16 protein-coding genes and 1 pseudogene are annotated in these 14,770 nt (G+C 31.3%); 3 read left to right on the top strand and 14 right to left on the bottom strand.

What is annotated here, in order from left to right; all coding sequences use genetic code 11:
* Positions 1-591: 591 nt before the first annotated feature.
* The 14 genes from DVJ99_RS13495 to DVJ99_RS10425 form a co-directional block, all read right to left on the bottom strand.
* Entirely contained in the window at positions 592-747 is a 156-nt protein-coding gene (locus DVJ99_RS13495; protein ID WP_114604131.1) for a JAB domain-containing protein, read from the bottom strand.
* Positions 748-795: 48 nt separating this feature from the next.
* Positions 796-1,161, bottom strand: coding sequence for a JAB domain-containing protein (locus DVJ99_RS10365; RefSeq protein WP_114604132.1), 366 nt, complete (start codon positions 1,159-1,161; stop codon positions 796-798).
* On the bottom strand, positions 1,154-1,360 hold the full coding sequence (locus DVJ99_RS10370; RefSeq protein ID WP_114604133.1) for a hypothetical protein: 207 nt from the start codon (positions 1,358-1,360) through the stop codon (positions 1,154-1,156). The genes DVJ99_RS10365 and DVJ99_RS10370 overlap by 8 nt, the downstream gene beginning before the upstream one ends.
* A gap of 1 nt (position 1,361) precedes the next feature.
* A complete protein-coding gene (locus DVJ99_RS10375; protein ID WP_114604134.1) occupies positions 1,362-1,883 on the bottom strand; it encodes a DUF1643 domain-containing protein in 522 nt (173 codons plus the stop codon).
* Between the two features lie 19 nt (positions 1,884-1,902).
* Positions 1,903-2,214, bottom strand: coding sequence for a DUF960 family protein (locus DVJ99_RS10380; protein ID WP_069855724.1), 312 nt, complete (start codon positions 2,212-2,214; stop codon positions 1,903-1,905).
* Positions 2,215-2,311: 97 nt separating this feature from the next.
* On the bottom strand, positions 2,312-2,650 hold the full coding sequence (locus DVJ99_RS10385) for an SAUGI family uracil-DNA glycosylase inhibitor (protein ID WP_114604135.1): 339 nt from the start codon (positions 2,648-2,650) through the stop codon (positions 2,312-2,314).
* A gap of 566 nt (positions 2,651-3,216) precedes the next feature.
* On the bottom strand, positions 3,217-3,951 hold the full coding sequence (locus DVJ99_RS10390) for a glucose 1-dehydrogenase (protein ID WP_061054987.1): 735 nt from the start codon (positions 3,949-3,951) through the stop codon (positions 3,217-3,219).
* Between the two features lie 87 nt (positions 3,952-4,038).
* Positions 4,039-5,664, bottom strand: coding sequence for a cassette chromosome recombinase CcrB (ccrB, locus tag DVJ99_RS10395; protein WP_114604136.1), 1,626 nt, complete (start codon positions 5,662-5,664; stop codon positions 4,039-4,041).
* Between the two features lie 21 nt (positions 5,665-5,685).
* Positions 5,686-7,035 carry a cassette chromosome recombinase CcrA gene (gene ccrA, locus DVJ99_RS10400; protein ID WP_114604137.1) on the bottom strand — a complete coding sequence of 450 codons (1,350 nt, stop codon included), beginning with the start codon at positions 7,033-7,035 and terminating at the stop codon, positions 5,686-5,688.
* 190 nt (positions 7,036-7,225) lie between these two features.
* The gene (locus tag DVJ99_RS10405) at positions 7,226-7,504 is read right to left on the bottom strand and encodes a recombinase family protein (protein WP_114604138.1); all 279 of its coding nucleotides are present in this window, start codon (positions 7,502-7,504) and stop codon (positions 7,226-7,228) included.
* A gap of 70 nt (positions 7,505-7,574) precedes the next feature.
* Entirely contained in the window at positions 7,575-9,362 is a 1,788-nt protein-coding gene (gene cch1, locus DVJ99_RS10410) for a cassette chromosome replicative helicase (protein ID WP_114604139.1), read from the bottom strand.
* Complete coding sequence (ssb, locus tag DVJ99_RS10415) at positions 9,362-9,655, bottom strand: cassette chromosome ssDNA-binding protein (RefSeq protein WP_037576829.1); 294 nt, start codon at positions 9,653-9,655, stop codon at positions 9,362-9,364. The genes cch1 and ssb overlap by 1 nt, the downstream gene beginning before the upstream one ends.
* Before the next feature lie 171 nt (positions 9,656-9,826).
* Positions 9,827-11,338: a hypothetical protein gene (locus tag DVJ99_RS10420; protein WP_114604140.1), complete on the bottom strand. Its 1,512-nt coding sequence runs from the start codon at positions 11,336-11,338 to the stop codon at positions 9,827-9,829.
* 61 nt (positions 11,339-11,399) lie between these two features.
* Entirely contained in the window at positions 11,400-12,065 is a 666-nt protein-coding gene (locus DVJ99_RS10425) for a Cthe_2314 family HEPN domain-containing protein (protein WP_114604141.1), read from the bottom strand.
* A 793-nt stretch (positions 12,066-12,858) separates the two neighbouring features.
* Here DVJ99_RS10425 and DVJ99_RS13335 point away from each other — a divergent pair.
* From DVJ99_RS13335 to DVJ99_RS13340, 3 genes and pseudogenes are all read left to right on the top strand, one after another.
* The gene (locus DVJ99_RS13335; protein ID WP_232045965.1) at positions 12,859-13,089 is read left to right on the top strand and encodes a hypothetical protein; all 231 of its coding nucleotides are present in this window, start codon (positions 12,859-12,861) and stop codon (positions 13,087-13,089) included.
* Between the two features lie 136 nt (positions 13,090-13,225).
* Positions 13,226-13,851 (top strand): annotated as a pseudogene (locus DVJ99_RS10435) (type I restriction endonuclease); the annotation flags it as partial.
* Positions 13,852-13,874: 23 nt separating this feature from the next.
* Complete coding sequence (locus DVJ99_RS13340; RefSeq protein ID WP_240430836.1) at positions 13,875-14,648, top strand: HNH endonuclease; 774 nt, start codon at positions 13,875-13,877, stop codon at positions 14,646-14,648.
* Positions 14,649-14,770 lie beyond the last annotated feature (122 nt).

A 14,770-nucleotide genomic window follows, 5' to 3' on the forward strand; every position in this document is an offset into this window, starting at 1 on the left:
TAGTTGCTCTTCTAGGGATACACCGAATTGTGATTCATTTCCTTCATTCAAGTAGATTGCAGCTGTTTTCATTGTTATCATCTCCGATTATTCGTTTAGGTAGGTTTTTATGTTTTCCTTTATGGTCTATCTGAATTAAATTAACTGGATAAACTTTGAGATATGCTACTATTAAGTTGTAGCAGTTTCTGTTGAAGGTTCTTCAGTTGAATTATAATTATTTTCTTTTTCCTTATCTGTTTTTTGTCTGTTTCGCCTTTAGCCTTAACAGTCTTGAGTTTCAGCTTTTCTTTCTATAGTGACAAACTTTGATTTATTGAGTACTGAAAATATGTAAATACGCTGATGAGGCTTATTAACAAAACAATTAATACAGAGAACAACCATTTTTTATAAAAATTCTCCTTAACCTATTTTTTTACTTTATTTGTAATTATAACAAGTAGAGTTAATATTGGATATATATTTTTATAAGCGTAGGATTAAAAAATATATAGTTTTTACAGATATAGGATGATGAAAAATCTGCTTGTTTCTATATGAATGTGACAAATCGTTAATAAAAAAGGTCAGGAATATAATGCTTAACCTTTAGAGAAGACAACTTTCTTTTATTGAATGGAATGAATTATTTGTAAAGATGAGATGATCGAGGTCATCTATTCTGATTAATTTACCCACTTTATATAGACGCTTTGTAGCTTCAATATCTTCATATGATGGTTGAGGATGACAAAATATGACTATTTTAAATTTTGTATAGACATTTGTATTTACGAACTAATAAAGTGATATCTAATCATCTAAGTCATTTTTCATAATTGAATGATGATCATTTTCTGAAAATATTATGTGGTCATATAATATAATGCCCATCATTTCACTAATCTCTTTTATCCTCTGAGTTATTTTGATATCTTCTGGAGAAGGTGTGACATCTCCACTTGGGTGGTTATGGCCAATAATCATACCCGTTGCGTTACTTAATATGGCTGTTTTAAATATTTCTCGAGGATGGATAACCGCAAAATTAATGGTTCCTATGAAGTCACGCATAATATCAGTAGCATCTTTTGATTCTTCAATACGTCTTTTTAAATACCAAAGTGTATCTTCTTTGATCATTTGGACTTTGACAATATCTATTCTTTTTCTACTCATTATGGATAACCTCTATACTTTCTATTAAGTCAGGGTGAACAATGGATGTGATAGAATCATCATTCATATAAATGGAATATAGCTCATCTAATTCTGAATTATTTTTTATGTTTGATGAAAAGGCGATAATGCCTTTAATAACATCTATGTGTGGTTGATGTATTAAATATTGGTATACTTCTTTCCATGTTTGATTCATTCTATTTAGTCTCCTTTAATGGTTTAATTGTCCATGCCTTTCTAGCGTATGGATTTAATGGATGCATGATTTCATTTGTTTGAGGGTTTGTTAATATATTGATTTTCTTACTGTGAGGTTTTAACATGTCTAATACATCATTCACTCGTTTTTCCACAAGGGGTTTCTTTCCGTAGGAACCCCAAGCCAATAAAACACTATCGGCTTCTTTGACAGCTTTCATAATGTGAATATCCGTGTGCTTGTCATGGCTGTTTTCGATATGTTTTAAATTAATGGGGGTATCAATATTTGAAAAAAGATTTATAAAATTAACGCCACCATATTCATCTTTTTCAGCTACTTTATTGACAATAAGTTGTGTTGTAAGGTCAACATTAATAATGCCATCATAATGAGGGTACATCGTTATAATTGTGAGTACTTCTTTATCAATATTCCAAGTTTTTTTGAGAAGATAACGATGCATTTTATCCTCACTAAATATCGCTTCGGTTTCTAATACACTTTTGATTGATTTCATTTTTATCTAACTCCTTTATTTAATATTCTTCAGGTAACAACATGACGTAATAAGAAAGGTCTACATCATCTTCTCGGATAATGTAGACCTTATTAATATTGATAGCTTTTGAATAATTTGCCTTATGAATTTTTACGTACTCTGGACGTTCTTGCTTATGTTTGATGTATAATTGACTATTATGCATATTGAACTGGAAAATATGAAAGTAATCAATCTCTTCTAGTTCCTTGAATTGTTCGTTTTCGCGTTGCGCTACAAGTTTCCATAATTGTTGCTGTAACATTGCTGGCAAGTAATTGGCAATACCACGTGTAATATAACGTTCCATCATGATTGCTCCTTTTCTATATCTTTCATCACTGATATCACTTCGGTAATAATAGTGATACTTATTTCTGCGATATAAATCCATTTATTCATTATTGTCATTCTCCTTTTCCTAGTAAGTGTCTTTGATCTAGTAGTGGCATAACTGTATTATGAAGGTATAAAAAGTCCATATCGTTTGTTTCATCAATATAACCAATCGCAATGAGTTGTTTCTGATAGTAGAGGATAAAGGGGTATATATGTCTTTCATGAAGGGTATCAGAGTAGTAAGTATACGTATGAAGTGTTTTGTTGGTGAGTGGGCCAAGTCTTACATATTGATCAGGTAGTATGTTGTCGGAGACTTCATCGATTGCTTCACATTCCCACACTTCATTTTTGGGTAGGCTAAATAAATGTGTGATATAGTGCTTGAGTTGTTTTTCTAGTGTCATGGTTATGACCTCCTATAATGTTTTTGATGTATACATGTAATACACCATATAGATAATATATGCTTTAAAAAAAGTTTGTTTCGTTTGTGAATCCCATTGTTATTCAGAAAATATCCCAAGCAATATTTGTGAGAAAGGTTGATATGACAAGGAAATCCCGTTATCCCGCTTATTTCTCAGGAAATATAGCCATATATTTATATAATTTAGATTTGTAGGTGTAATTGTGACTTACTTTCCCTTTTTATATTATTTATTTATAAATAATAATGGGATTTCGGGATTACGCATGCGTAATCCTTCTCGTACTTGTATTTATCAAATCCCATTGTCATCCCGTTGGTTTATTATTTAGGGATGTTCTTTTGTCATATCAATATAAGCTTCACATTGAGTTGTACTTATATGTAAACTGAATTTATAAGTTAGAAAAGTGTTATTGTATGACAAAAGGACAGTAAGTATAAATTTAGCTTGTTTAAGGAAAAAATAAAGGCGAAGTGCTGAGGAGCACTTCGCCTAAAATTTATTCAAGAGAACTATTTATATTTTAATTGATTTATAATTTATAGTGCAGTAATACCACCATCTATAACAAATTCTGATCCTGTAGAATAAGAAGCATCGTCAGACCCTAAGAAACATACAAGTTTAGATACTTCTTCGGGTTGCGCAACTCTTCGCATTGGAATTGTTTTTTCGAATTCTTTAACGGCTTCTTTAACATCGTCTTGTTCTAACATTGGTGTTTTTATAACACCTGGGTGTACTGAATTAACTCGAATATTGTATGGAGACAATTCTTTAGCCGCAGCTTTTGTCATACCTCTGACCGCAAATTTTGTATCTGTATAGCCAATTGCACCACCAACAAGACCATTCATTGAAGAAATATTGATGATTGACCCTTGTTTTTGACTTTTCATAATTTTTGATACAGTTTTGATGCCTAAAAATACAGATACTTGATTAATATTTACAATCTTCATATAATCTTCTAATGATATTTGGTCAATTGTTTTATTGTATGTGATTCCTGCATTATTAACCAATACATCAATTCGATTCCATTTGTTCATAACTTCTTGAATGACATGATTCCAATCCGTTTCTTTAGATACATCATGTTTGATAAATAAAACATCGTCTCCAAGAGAATTAGCTGTTTTTTGACCTAATTCATCATTAATATCAGTTATCACGACTTTTGCGCCTTCAGCTATCGCTTTTTTGGCATGAAGTTTTCCCATACCTTGTGCACCACCTGTAATAACGACGACTTTATCTTGTAATTTTCCCATTTTAAAACATCCTTCCTCTAAATTAATATTGTTCATAATTTTATTGTATACCTAACTCAATCAAGAAGCTAAAAAAGTCACTTATACTTATATATGAATATAGAGTGTTTGAGATAAAAATAAAGACGAAGTGCTGAGGCGCACTTCGTCGATAGGGGTATTATGGAAGAGTTGTTTAGTGATTTCATGATTGAGTTTTAATGTGACATAGAATTGCTTTTTACGATGTTCGTCTTTACGAATATCTATTCGTTCAATGACTGTGAGATATAACGCTTTGAGTTGTGATTTATCCATGGATTCTACGTTTTGAAATATGCGACGTAAAACAGCGGATAGTTGTTTCGTATTATATGATGTTTTCTCTTGATTTTGTTGTTGCTTCAGTTGATTAATTTGATTCGTAATGTCATTCAGTTGTGTTTCATATTTATGGATTGTTTCTTTGAGTATTGTTGTTAAGTCTGGATTATCTTCAAGCGTTTTTATCAAGTTATCTAATTTGATTTGGACCTCATCATATTGTTGTTGCTTATATGCGATATCATGATTGAGTGCAGACGTATCAATTTGATGTTCTTGATTGACACGCTCAACGACTTGCTTGATAACCTTGTCGCTTTTAACAATTTCGAGTATTTGATCCATAACATATTTTTCAATTACATCGGCTCTGACACTATTCGCAGAACATACTTTTGACCCTTTATTACGAAAGTTACTACACGAATAGTAGCGAATGCGTTTTTTAGTACCATCTTTAAGTGTATTAACTGTTGTGCTCGCAGACATTGAAGCAGAACATTGGGGACACGAAATTAATCCAGTTAAAATATTGGTTCCTTTACCATGAACTTGTGGTTTTTCACTTACTTGTTTTTTACGTACTTGGACTTTATCCCATAATGATTGGCTAATAATAGGGGTGTGTTTGCCTTCGGCGATTACTGGATTATCATTCAAGCCTTTACGACGTTTATCATTCCAATCTTTATATTTTGCGAATTGAATTTTACCAATATAGAATGGATTTGAGAGAATATAAGTAACAGCTGAAATACTGAATGCATTACCTTTCTTAGTTACATATCCTTTATGATTGAGTGCATTGGCTATTTTACGATAACCATGGCCTTTGGCATAAGATTCAAAGATATATTTAACGATGTTAGCTTCATGTTGATTAATCATTAATTCTTTTTTATTATCAGGTATGTTATTATATCCTAATGGAAGATTGCCTTGATAATAGCCCTCTAAAGCTCTTTGATGTTGTCCAGTATAAATATTCTCTAAAATTGTATTTCTTTCAAATTCGGAAAAACTTGCAAGTATCTGGAGCATTAACTTACCTGTTGAATTTTTGACTTCCATGCGTTCAGACAAGCTAAAAAATTCAACATTTTGACGATGAAGTTCTTCGACGATTGTAAGTAAATCGGAAGTATTACGTGCCAAACGATTTGTTTTATAAACCATAACACAGTCTAATTTTCCATTTTTAGCATCATTTAACATGCGCTGTAATTCAGGACGGTTCATAGATTTTCCTGATATACCCCGATCTGCATATATATCAACGAGTTCATACCCGTTAAATTGGCAATATTGCTCTATTTGTGTAATTTGTCCCTCTATGCTATAGCCCATTACCTGTTTTTCCGTGGATACGCGGATGTACCCTCCGATTCTCTTCTTCTTCATTTCATTCATATTTTTTCATCCTTTCATCTATTAAGCAATCGATGATTGCGTCGTTTGATTGACAATGTTTAGAGGTTCATTTTTGAAATAGATCCCCGCAAGGGTTTTGTTTTTAGTAATACTAATTACATCAATATAGGGATTCAGCATGTTTAACGTGAAACGTTGTTGAATGATGTTTTGAAAAGCTCTTTGAATTTGATACGCACTGATTGATGATATAGGTTTTGATTGTTGATGTAATGATTGCGTTTGTTCTCTGAACGTTTCTGCATCAATTTTGCCTTGGGCTAATTTTTCTATCAGCTGCTCGTGATTGAGTGTAGTTTTAGTTTCTACATCTCTTTGTCTTTTGAGTCGTTGTTGAATAGTATGGTTTATTTTTGAATAGAGCTGTTGATTTTGAAAGAAGTCCTGACAAGTCGCTAAAACACTTGTTTCTAATTCTTGTGCGTTGATTCCTTTAAATTCACAAACAAAGCGAGCGTTATTCATATTTTGGGGACAGACATAGTAACGCAATGAATAATCTGGTTTGCGGACAGTCATGTTTGTGAGTGTCGAATGACAATAGGGACATTTGATTTTTTGTTTGAGTTGATTTTCTGACGGCTTACGTTTGACTTGTTTCTGAGTTCGGGTAACTTGAGCTTCTTCGTATATCGTTGTACTGACAATAGCTGGGAACATGTTTTCATATTGTCCGTATTGATTGATAACACGGCCACAGTAATTAGGGTTAAGGATAATATTACGCACTTGATAAGGCTTGCGATTAATGAATTTATCATCAGCTTCTAAGTATTGCGCAATTTTTTTATAACCATTACCTTGAATGTAATAATTGAACACAGCTTTTACTGTTGGTGCTTTTACTGTGTCTATCGTGAATGTACCATTATGATAGTGATACCCAAAGGGTGCATGTGTTGTAATCAGTTTACCTTGTTTCGCTTTTTCTTTGATTCCATTTTTGACTTGTTCGCCTATATTATCAGATTCTAGTTCAGCCAAGCTGATGAAAATATTGAGTTTGAGCCGATCGAATGCTTTATCCATGTCGAAGTAGCCATCATGAACGCTTAAGATATGAACATGATACGTTTGACACAATTTCATGAGTTTTAATGCATTTTTTAGATTACGATGAAGTCGATTCAGACGATAGCAACATAATACGTCACATTGTCCTTGTTGAATCAGTTCAGTAATTTGTTGGTAACCTGTTCGATTTTCAGTTCTACCTGATTGTTTATCGCTATAAAAGGTAATGTGTTGAATATTATGCTTTTCGGCTAATGCTTTGATGGTTTGTTTCTGAGCCGAGAGTGATTGTTGCTTTGTAGTGCTCTGTCGTAAGTAACCTATTGCTTGTTTCATCCTGTTTCCTCCTTCCAAAGTGATAATATATATTTATGAACGAATTTATAGATGAGCCCAACACCTGCTGGTGTTGGGCGTTATTATTAGTCATCAGCATGATTAATTTCTTCAATCACTAAATCAGCGAGTAATGTGATTAATTCGTCCATATTCTTCCTCCCAATTGACTTTTATAGTAGTAAAAGTGTTATACCAACATTGGAAATATTGTAATGAATTTAATTTTTCGCTTTGAACAGAGTTTGTCCAACTTAGGATAATCTTCATAGGTGCCCCAAAAGACAACACGTTTAGGTTTAATATGATTATCGTTAATATCATCTACCAAGGTGCTTTCTTCGTCGTAGATTTTAGTGATCTTAAGACCATTGTTTTTACAATATTCTCTTACAGTATCAATAGGTTGTTTATCCAAGTGGTCTTCTCTTTCATCTGTAATATTATGTGCTAATGCAATTACGTTCATAATTTTTTCCTCCGATTGATTTAATGAGCTACAACGCGTTTATAGCGTTGTAGCGGTATAACATTCAAATTTATAGTTCTAAATCGTCACTTGCTTCTTTTTCTCTGGCTTGATTAACAAAGTCATTAAGCAAATTTGGATTTGTATTCCCATCAAAGTGCGGTAGTGTGAATGGTTCTGAATTTGAGCTTAAGCCGAAAATAGGGGCAAGTTCTTTATCCAATTTAAGATGATAGAATACAATACTCCTAGGTTTTCCTTGAGTATCTTTGACACTACGTTTGATGGCTATCCGATCGGAATCCATCTGGATATATCCTTCTGATCTTAAACTATCTATTACATTTTTTACATCTTGATATTGGTTTTCTTCTAGCATATGTTTAAAAACATCTTTAAGCATCTTGACTTGGATGTGATCGTCTTTCAGCTCAATAAGGCCATAATTTTCAATCATTGTGGAGAGTTTTTCATTTTCCGCAAACTTACTACGATTGCGTGCCACGAACTGAACCACACTATCAATCGCCTTGGCTGCCAAACTGCGTTCACTTACGGAATCTACATGATAACTAACTAGATACTCTCTAACTGCATCCAAATCTATGGGTGTCGCAATTACACGTACTAATATTCTTGCTGATGCCATAATGGTGGCGTAGCGCTTGAACATACGTATGCCTACATTGTTTGTTTCATTGTTAAGTTGTGTTTTGAACCAATCGTGTTCTCTATGAAACCACTTGATTACTTCATATTCACGATTTAGAAGATATTCAGCTACTAACGGCATTACGTGTCCGTAGTTTTTTGATGTTCCTTTTTTAATGGCGTCCGCATTGTCAGCACTTGTTGTAAAGACATCAGAAATTTCGATGCATCTTGCTCTCAAACCATCATTTGCACTAGCATCTTTGAATATTGTGTGTTCTGCTGTACTAATCACACTAGATCCAAAGTGGTGAGGATTTTTTACATTTCCTTCTCGATTAGCACGTAGACGACCTTGCCCCTCTGCTAGGGAATAAAGTAAACCATTTGTATCTTTAAAGGTAGCTGCTGATAATTCATCTAAGGCAATAGGAACACCAAAGTTGTTACTTAAGTATCCTTCAATTGCATTACGGGTGCCGTTCCAACCTCTGAATAATGTTTGGTCACCTTTAGATGGATTCCCTGCTATTGAAACTGCTAATGCCGCTGCAGTCGATTTACCCGTACTAGAGTTCCCCATAAATGAAAATATCGTGCCAAAATATTCGACTTCATGCTTTGTTTTTAAGAACGCAGTCACTAATGAAGAAACACCAAATATCACAGCAAGCTCCAGTAACAAGTTTCCTTTTACTTCATCAAGATACATTTGCCACCAGCCTTCAAATGTACCTTTAGGTTGTAAGTCATACTTTGTTTCACAAATGATTTCATCAGCCTGAGACTGCTCGATGTCTTTTGAAAGATATGGTTCATCTAATGAAATGACAGTACCTTCATCAGTACTTAAGACACCTACACCTGTATACAATGTAGAAATGGGCAGTGATTGACGCATTAATTGTAGTGCATTACCTAGCGATTTAATGTACTTTTCATTGATGCTGAACCCAAACATAACCAGTCTAGGTAACTTTTGTGTCGTTAGAATATCTGACGTTTCAATACGTTCAATATTTTTGCCATCCGTGATAGTCAATTTCTCAACCCCTGTAGTAGGGTCGAGAAATTTGTTTTCTATGATGATTGGACTAGATAAACGAATTATCTTATCTTCGTCATTTTTGTTTTTTGCTCGAATAAGTTCATACCATGCAGTTGAATCTAACCAGTATGGATATTGCTTGAATATGTTGTTAGTCATTAGTTGTTACCGCCTTTCCAGTTACTTTTGTGACGCATTGGATTTGGTCCTGTTTTACGATACACTAAGTTCCCGTTGCTATTCTTACCAATAATGACAAATGGAACACTTGGCGTGTTCTTTACAAAGTATGCAAACCAGCGACCAACATCTTGTTGTACGTCAGTTGAACATGTAACGTTGGACGCCAAATTTAAATCGTTAAACGTAAAATCTTTACCAATTGCTAAATTAAAAGCAACACCACAAGCGCGTCTTTTTAACAAAAGAAAGCAATAACTTTTTTTGCTCATATAAAATTCCTCCTAATAATTAAAATCATCAAATTTGATGTAATTACATACTAATCCCTCACAAGTAGGCTTAGTTTCAAATTTTCCAGGGGAATTTTAGGACACTGATATAAAGGGATTTAAAAGAAAAAATACCTATCGAATACATGTATTCGATAGGTAATTAATTTATTAAAAATAAATATTTCTATGCTTTTTACTGTTTTTAAAACGTGATTCATAAAATTTACTAATAAGTTGAGTCATTAATGTATCACGAAAATCGTTAGGATTAGAGGTCAAACCATATCTATTATAAAATGTGCTTATGTCATAGTCAGCAAGTGTTGAAAGTAGTTCACTTTCAATAGTTGAAGTTAGCTTGCGATTCATTTGAATGGTTTCAGCAATTACCGATTTTAGATTTGAATTTCTAGCATAGCCATTAATTAAATTTTCTATATGTTGTGATTTTTGATCGTATTTTTCAATCCAACTTTTTAAGTCCTGTTTAAGATTACTTATTATATGTAAAGATACTAGTATGTCTTGCTCTGTTGCTTTTTGCATTATGGTACTCACAGTTTGAACTAGTTCGTCTAATAAATCTGAAATAGCAGTAAATAGGGTGAAATGAAATGTATCTTCAATAGTTGTCTTATAATAGAGTTCATTATAACTGATTAGATTTTCCTCCTCCATGAATTCATCAATTTTTTCTTTTGACTGTATAATGTCATCAACAGTTATTGTTTTTCTGCGCAAGCTTTCATTTGCAATGCTGCGAATAAATTTAAAGTAAGGGTCATTTTTATCGTATAAATAAAGTGAAACACCAATAGCAGCTTGTCTGAATTGATCGATATTGTCAGATTGTTCTAAAGAACCATTTTTATGAGTTGACGGTTTAATACTATTTGCAATTTCAAAATATTGGGAGTCGCTTTTTCGTTGTTTAATTAAGTTTTTATTAATTAATTTTATAAAATAGTTTGACTTATTTTGACTTAATATGCCTTTTTCCAGATAGGAGTCCTGCTTTTCTTTATATACAAGATATTTAGTTAAGAAATCACTTATTAAAATGTCATTATATGATTCTGCAGTTAAGTCTTGATGGTTCTTTATAATTTCATTTTTAAGTTTGTTGAATTCTGAAGATGAATTTAATTTATCTTTGTTTTTATTCATTTTAATTTGAATATCCCATTTTTTAAGATTTATCTCACCCATTATTTGTCTTCTTACATTTTCAGCAGTTTGTTTAGCAAATTCTGTTTTGTCTGAAATGGCAAGTAAGAATTCATCAAAGTATGATTCTATTGTTTTTAAATCTAAGGATAGGAGAACGGAAGAGCCTTCTTCAACGATTTCTTGTGATATATCATCAATATCGATTTTACTTTGACTATCTATAAAAAATGATAATTTATCATTTTTAAAAATTTCTGATTGATATATATTTGGGACATTGTCAGTAAAGATACCGTTTGAATTTGATTTCACTGTATGTTGTTCAATAATTTGATCTGGTTGATTTACGAAGTAACTAATATAAACTGTTTCATTAGGTAATGATCTTCCTTTAATTAAGTTATTTTTATCAAATATGATGCTTTCTGGCTCAAACTCATTGCTGATTTTATGTATAAAATAGTTGAATTTCTGAAACCATAATTCTATTTTCCATTTGTTCTTTATCATACTAATCATCCATTTCTATAAAATTTTAATGTTTTTGGGTGAATTTAGAATGGTATAACTACTATAAGATGGTAAGTGCTGTTTTAATATGCTTAGCCTTTTTTTGCAGTTTTTCCAAATCAGACTCTATGTCTTTTATAGCTTCCTCAATATCATTAATCATTGGTTTATTAGCTTTAAAAAAAGCATTTCCATGCTCATCTTTCTCGGGATGGCTATTTAATCGGTATGGAGTTATGTTATGAGTATATTCATCTCTATACTTTACGGTACGAATAGGACTGTTTTTATTAAGTATATTCCCTAATTTGTTAAAAGTTTCATTGTCAGAAGACTTTAATTTAGCTACTAGTTCTCTTTTAAAACCTAATTCTAATTTAACTTCATAAGAATGGGTTAATTCTCTTACTAATGTATACATTAAATCGTGTAAAGTATGTAAAAAATGAAGGGCTATGTTGTGATAATAAAATACCCAATAATAATTTTTCTCTAGATTATTTGTATATGGTAAATTTTTATGTGCATACTTCAAACATACAAAAGAATTGCAAAAATATTCACAAGTATCATGTATTGAATTGATAGCGGATGGTACATTTGAACCTATTTGGTCCAATCCACTTACTAAAGTATTAACCTTTGAAAAATCAAATATATTGATCTCTGTAAGTAATTTGTTATATTCAATGTCAAAATAGTTTTCGTCGATCACAAAAGGTTTCATAACATTAGATCCTTTCAAATTAGTGATTAATTTTTGTTAATCTTATTTTTTAGTGCATTTAGTTAAGATTTTACTTATATTTATTATACTATAAGATAAATTTATCTTTAACTTAATTTACTTTATTTAAAGGGAATTAATGTTACTTTGCTTGCTAAAAACTAAGAACAGTTAAAGTTTTAAAAGAAGAACTTGTAAAATTCAGAAAAATCAATAGTTAATAGAGGGATCAAAATGAAAAAATTTATATACACTATCATTATATTTTTAATCTTATTAATAGTTTTCATGCTTATTAAGCCAGAAACAGCAAAGTATATATCCGGCTTTTCTTTAGTGATCTCCTTACTTACGTTTTTAACGAATATGTATTATAACGGTAAAGCCGAAGAACATAAAAGAATTTCTAATACTCCACTATTTTTGTTTGATAGCACTAAATACTCATATGAGCTAAATAAAGACTTTAATAAAGAATAGTATACAGATAGATATATTTAACTTTAGCAATGAATCATCTTTAGTAACAAATGATAAAGCTAAAACACATTTTATAGGGCAAAATAAAAATTTTATATATTTAAAAAATGTTGGTGAAGTAGCTAAGAATGTAATTGTCGAATCTGAAGTTATATGGGACAAGGATGAATTTAAAACTCACAAGCAAAGAATTCTATTTGAGGATTATAAAAGAGAATTTAATTGTGATGACAATATATGTAATCTTTACTCAGAACATGATAAATGGGGATTTTCAAACAAAGAAATTACGTTCAATACACATACAAAACAAATGAAAATAAAAGGCGTTTCGAAAGAAAGTGATCTTTTAGTTAGTATACCGAGTGAATTTAGTTATGCTACTAATTTCTATCTATTTGGCTATATTATCAGCCCACCAAAACTCCTTGTAAAGATACAAGGTGAGACTCTTTCAGGAAAAGATTTACCGATGGAAATCCAAATCCAAAGGTTTAAACTGAACTATGATCCTATCAAAGCGGAGGTTACATTATTTGCTTAAAATAAAGAAATACTCATAAAAAATATTTATAAAACTCAAACAATATGAATACAATAATATAGTATAATTAATTGTAGTAGAAACAAAGGTAGGGGATGTTATGGTATACCAAAGTGAATTTACTCTATAAAATGAAATGATGGAACAGTTAGAATTAAATGGCTATGAAACTGTAACGATTAGAAATGAACAGCAATTATTGGATAATTTCCGTGCTATTCTCAATGAACGTCATGCTGATAAATTCAAAAATCAACCATTAACAGATAAAGAGTTTCAATGCTTATTAACGATGATTAATGGTAAAAGTATTTTTGAAAGTGCACGTATTCTACGCGATAAATTGCCTTTAAAGCGTAATGATGAAACCGAAGAATATTTATCCTTTTTAGACACAAAAAATTAGTGTAAAAACAAATTCCAAATTACAAATCAACTATCGATAAATGATAAATATAAAGCAAGATATGATGTCGCAATATTAGTGAATGGATTGCCTTTAGCTCAAATTGAACTTAAGCGTCGTGGTGTAGACATAATTGAAGCATTTAATCAAGTTATGAGTTATCGAAAACAAAACTATACAGGTCTATTTCGATACATACAATTATTCGTTTTAAGTAATGCGTAGAAACGCATTATATCTCTAATAATGATGGTAATATATTAAAAAGCCATATGTTTTATTGGAGTGATAAAGATAACAATCGTATTAATAATTTGAGTGACATTACTAATAGATTTTTAAGGCCATGCCAACTAGTTATTACAAAAGGGGAATGAATATGACAAATACTCAATGGGTTATACCTTGTAATGTTAAATTCTATAATGTAGTTGCAGCGTTTGATAAGTTAGATGTTATTGATTGGAAGCAAAGTCCGAATTTAAAGAAGGTCAAGAAAGGTGATGTTCTTTATATATACATCTCCGCACCTATTAAGAGTATTAAATATCAATGTTTGATTAAAGAAATTAACAAACCTAAGTCAACAATTGATGATAGTCAATTTGTTATCAAGGGTGATAATTATATTAACTATGGTAATTACATGGAATTAGAGTTATTAAACAAACTTGATGATGACCAATTAGATTTAGAATTTTTACAAGATAACGGGTTAAAAGGTAATGTTCAAGGTCCTATGACTTTAAAGGAACCTTTAAAAAGTTATATACAAAAAGTCTTGAAAACGAATATTTTAAATTTAGATAATGAATTAGAAAACACTGAATATGTCGAAGGTAAACCATATGTACAGTATGGTATTAAATATGAGAGAAATCAGGCATTAAGAAATGAAGCTATTAAATTACATGGAACTACATGTAAAGTATGTGGATTTGACTTTAAAGCTAAGTATGGCGATTTAGGCGAGGGTTTTATTGAAATTCACCATTTAAAACCGATGTTTTCTATAAAAAAAGAGGTTACAGTAGATCCACTTAAAGATTTAGTCCCACTATGTTCTAATTGCCACAAAATGATTCATAGAAATGCTAAACAACCTTTAACAATCAAAGAATTAACTAAAATAGTTAATCATAATAGCAAATAATTTAATATTTTATAAACTACCATTCAACCCTCTTAATTTATTAGGAGGGTTTTTGCATTTGTACTTTCAAACGTGTGCTATACTTTGTGTGTTGAAATATAGAATATCTATAGATAGGGTGA

Source organism: Staphylococcus sp. EZ-P03 (assembly GCF_003344575.1).
Classification (GTDB): domain Bacteria; phylum Bacillota; class Bacilli; order Staphylococcales; family Staphylococcaceae; genus Staphylococcus; species Staphylococcus simulans_B.

What these genes read in the sequence shown, in the direction of transcription:
- DVJ99_RS10385 (WP_114604135.1), bottom strand. Translation starts at nt 2,650, where the DNA reads ATGACACTAGAAAAACAACTCAAGCACTATATCACACATTTATTTAGC.
- DVJ99_RS10420 (WP_114604140.1), bottom strand. Translation starts at nt 11,338, where the DNA reads ATGATAAAGAACAAATGGAAAATAGAATTATGGTTTCAGAAATTCAAC.
- ssb (WP_037576829.1), bottom strand. Translation starts at nt 9,655, where the DNA reads ATGAGCAAAAAAAGTTATTGCTTTCTTTTGTTAAAAAGACGCGCTTGT.
- DVJ99_RS10380 (WP_069855724.1), bottom strand. Translation starts at nt 2,214, where the DNA reads ATGGAACGTTATATTACACGTGGTATTGCCAATTACTTGCCAGCAATG.
- DVJ99_RS13335 (WP_232045965.1), top strand. Translation starts at nt 12,859, where the DNA reads ATGAAAATAAAAGGCGTTTCGAAAGAAAGTGATCTTTTAGTTAGTATA.
- DVJ99_RS10390 (WP_061054987.1), bottom strand. Translation starts at nt 3,951, where the DNA reads ATGGGAAAATTACAAGATAAAGTCGTCGTTATTACAGGTGGTGCACAA.
- DVJ99_RS10405 (WP_114604138.1), bottom strand. Translation starts at nt 7,504, where the DNA reads ATGAACGTAATTGCATTAGCACATAATATTACAGATGAAAGAGAAGAC.
- ccrB (WP_114604136.1), bottom strand. Translation starts at nt 5,664, where the DNA reads ATGAATGAAATGAAGAAGAAGAGAATCGGAGGGTACATCCGCGTATCC.
- DVJ99_RS10365 (WP_114604132.1), bottom strand. Translation starts at nt 1,161, where the DNA reads ATGAGTAGAAAAAGAATAGATATTGTCAAAGTCCAAATGATCAAAGAA.
- ccrA (WP_114604137.1), bottom strand. Translation starts at nt 7,035, where the DNA reads ATGAAACAAGCAATAGGTTACTTACGACAGAGCACTACAAAGCAACAA.
- DVJ99_RS10370 (WP_114604133.1), bottom strand. Translation starts at nt 1,360, where the DNA reads ATGAATCAAACATGGAAAGAAGTATACCAATATTTAATACATCAACCA.
- DVJ99_RS13340 (WP_240430836.1), top strand. Translation starts at nt 13,875, where the DNA reads ATGACAAATACTCAATGGGTTATACCTTGTAATGTTAAATTCTATAAT.
- cch1 (WP_114604139.1), bottom strand. Translation starts at nt 9,362, where the DNA reads ATGACTAACAACATATTCAAGCAATATCCATACTGGTTAGATTCAACT.
- DVJ99_RS10425 (WP_114604141.1), bottom strand. Translation starts at nt 12,065, where the DNA reads ATGAAACCTTTTGTGATCGACGAAAACTATTTTGACATTGAATATAAC.
- DVJ99_RS10375 (WP_114604134.1), bottom strand. Translation starts at nt 1,883, where the DNA reads ATGAAATCAATCAAAAGTGTATTAGAAACCGAAGCGATATTTAGTGAG.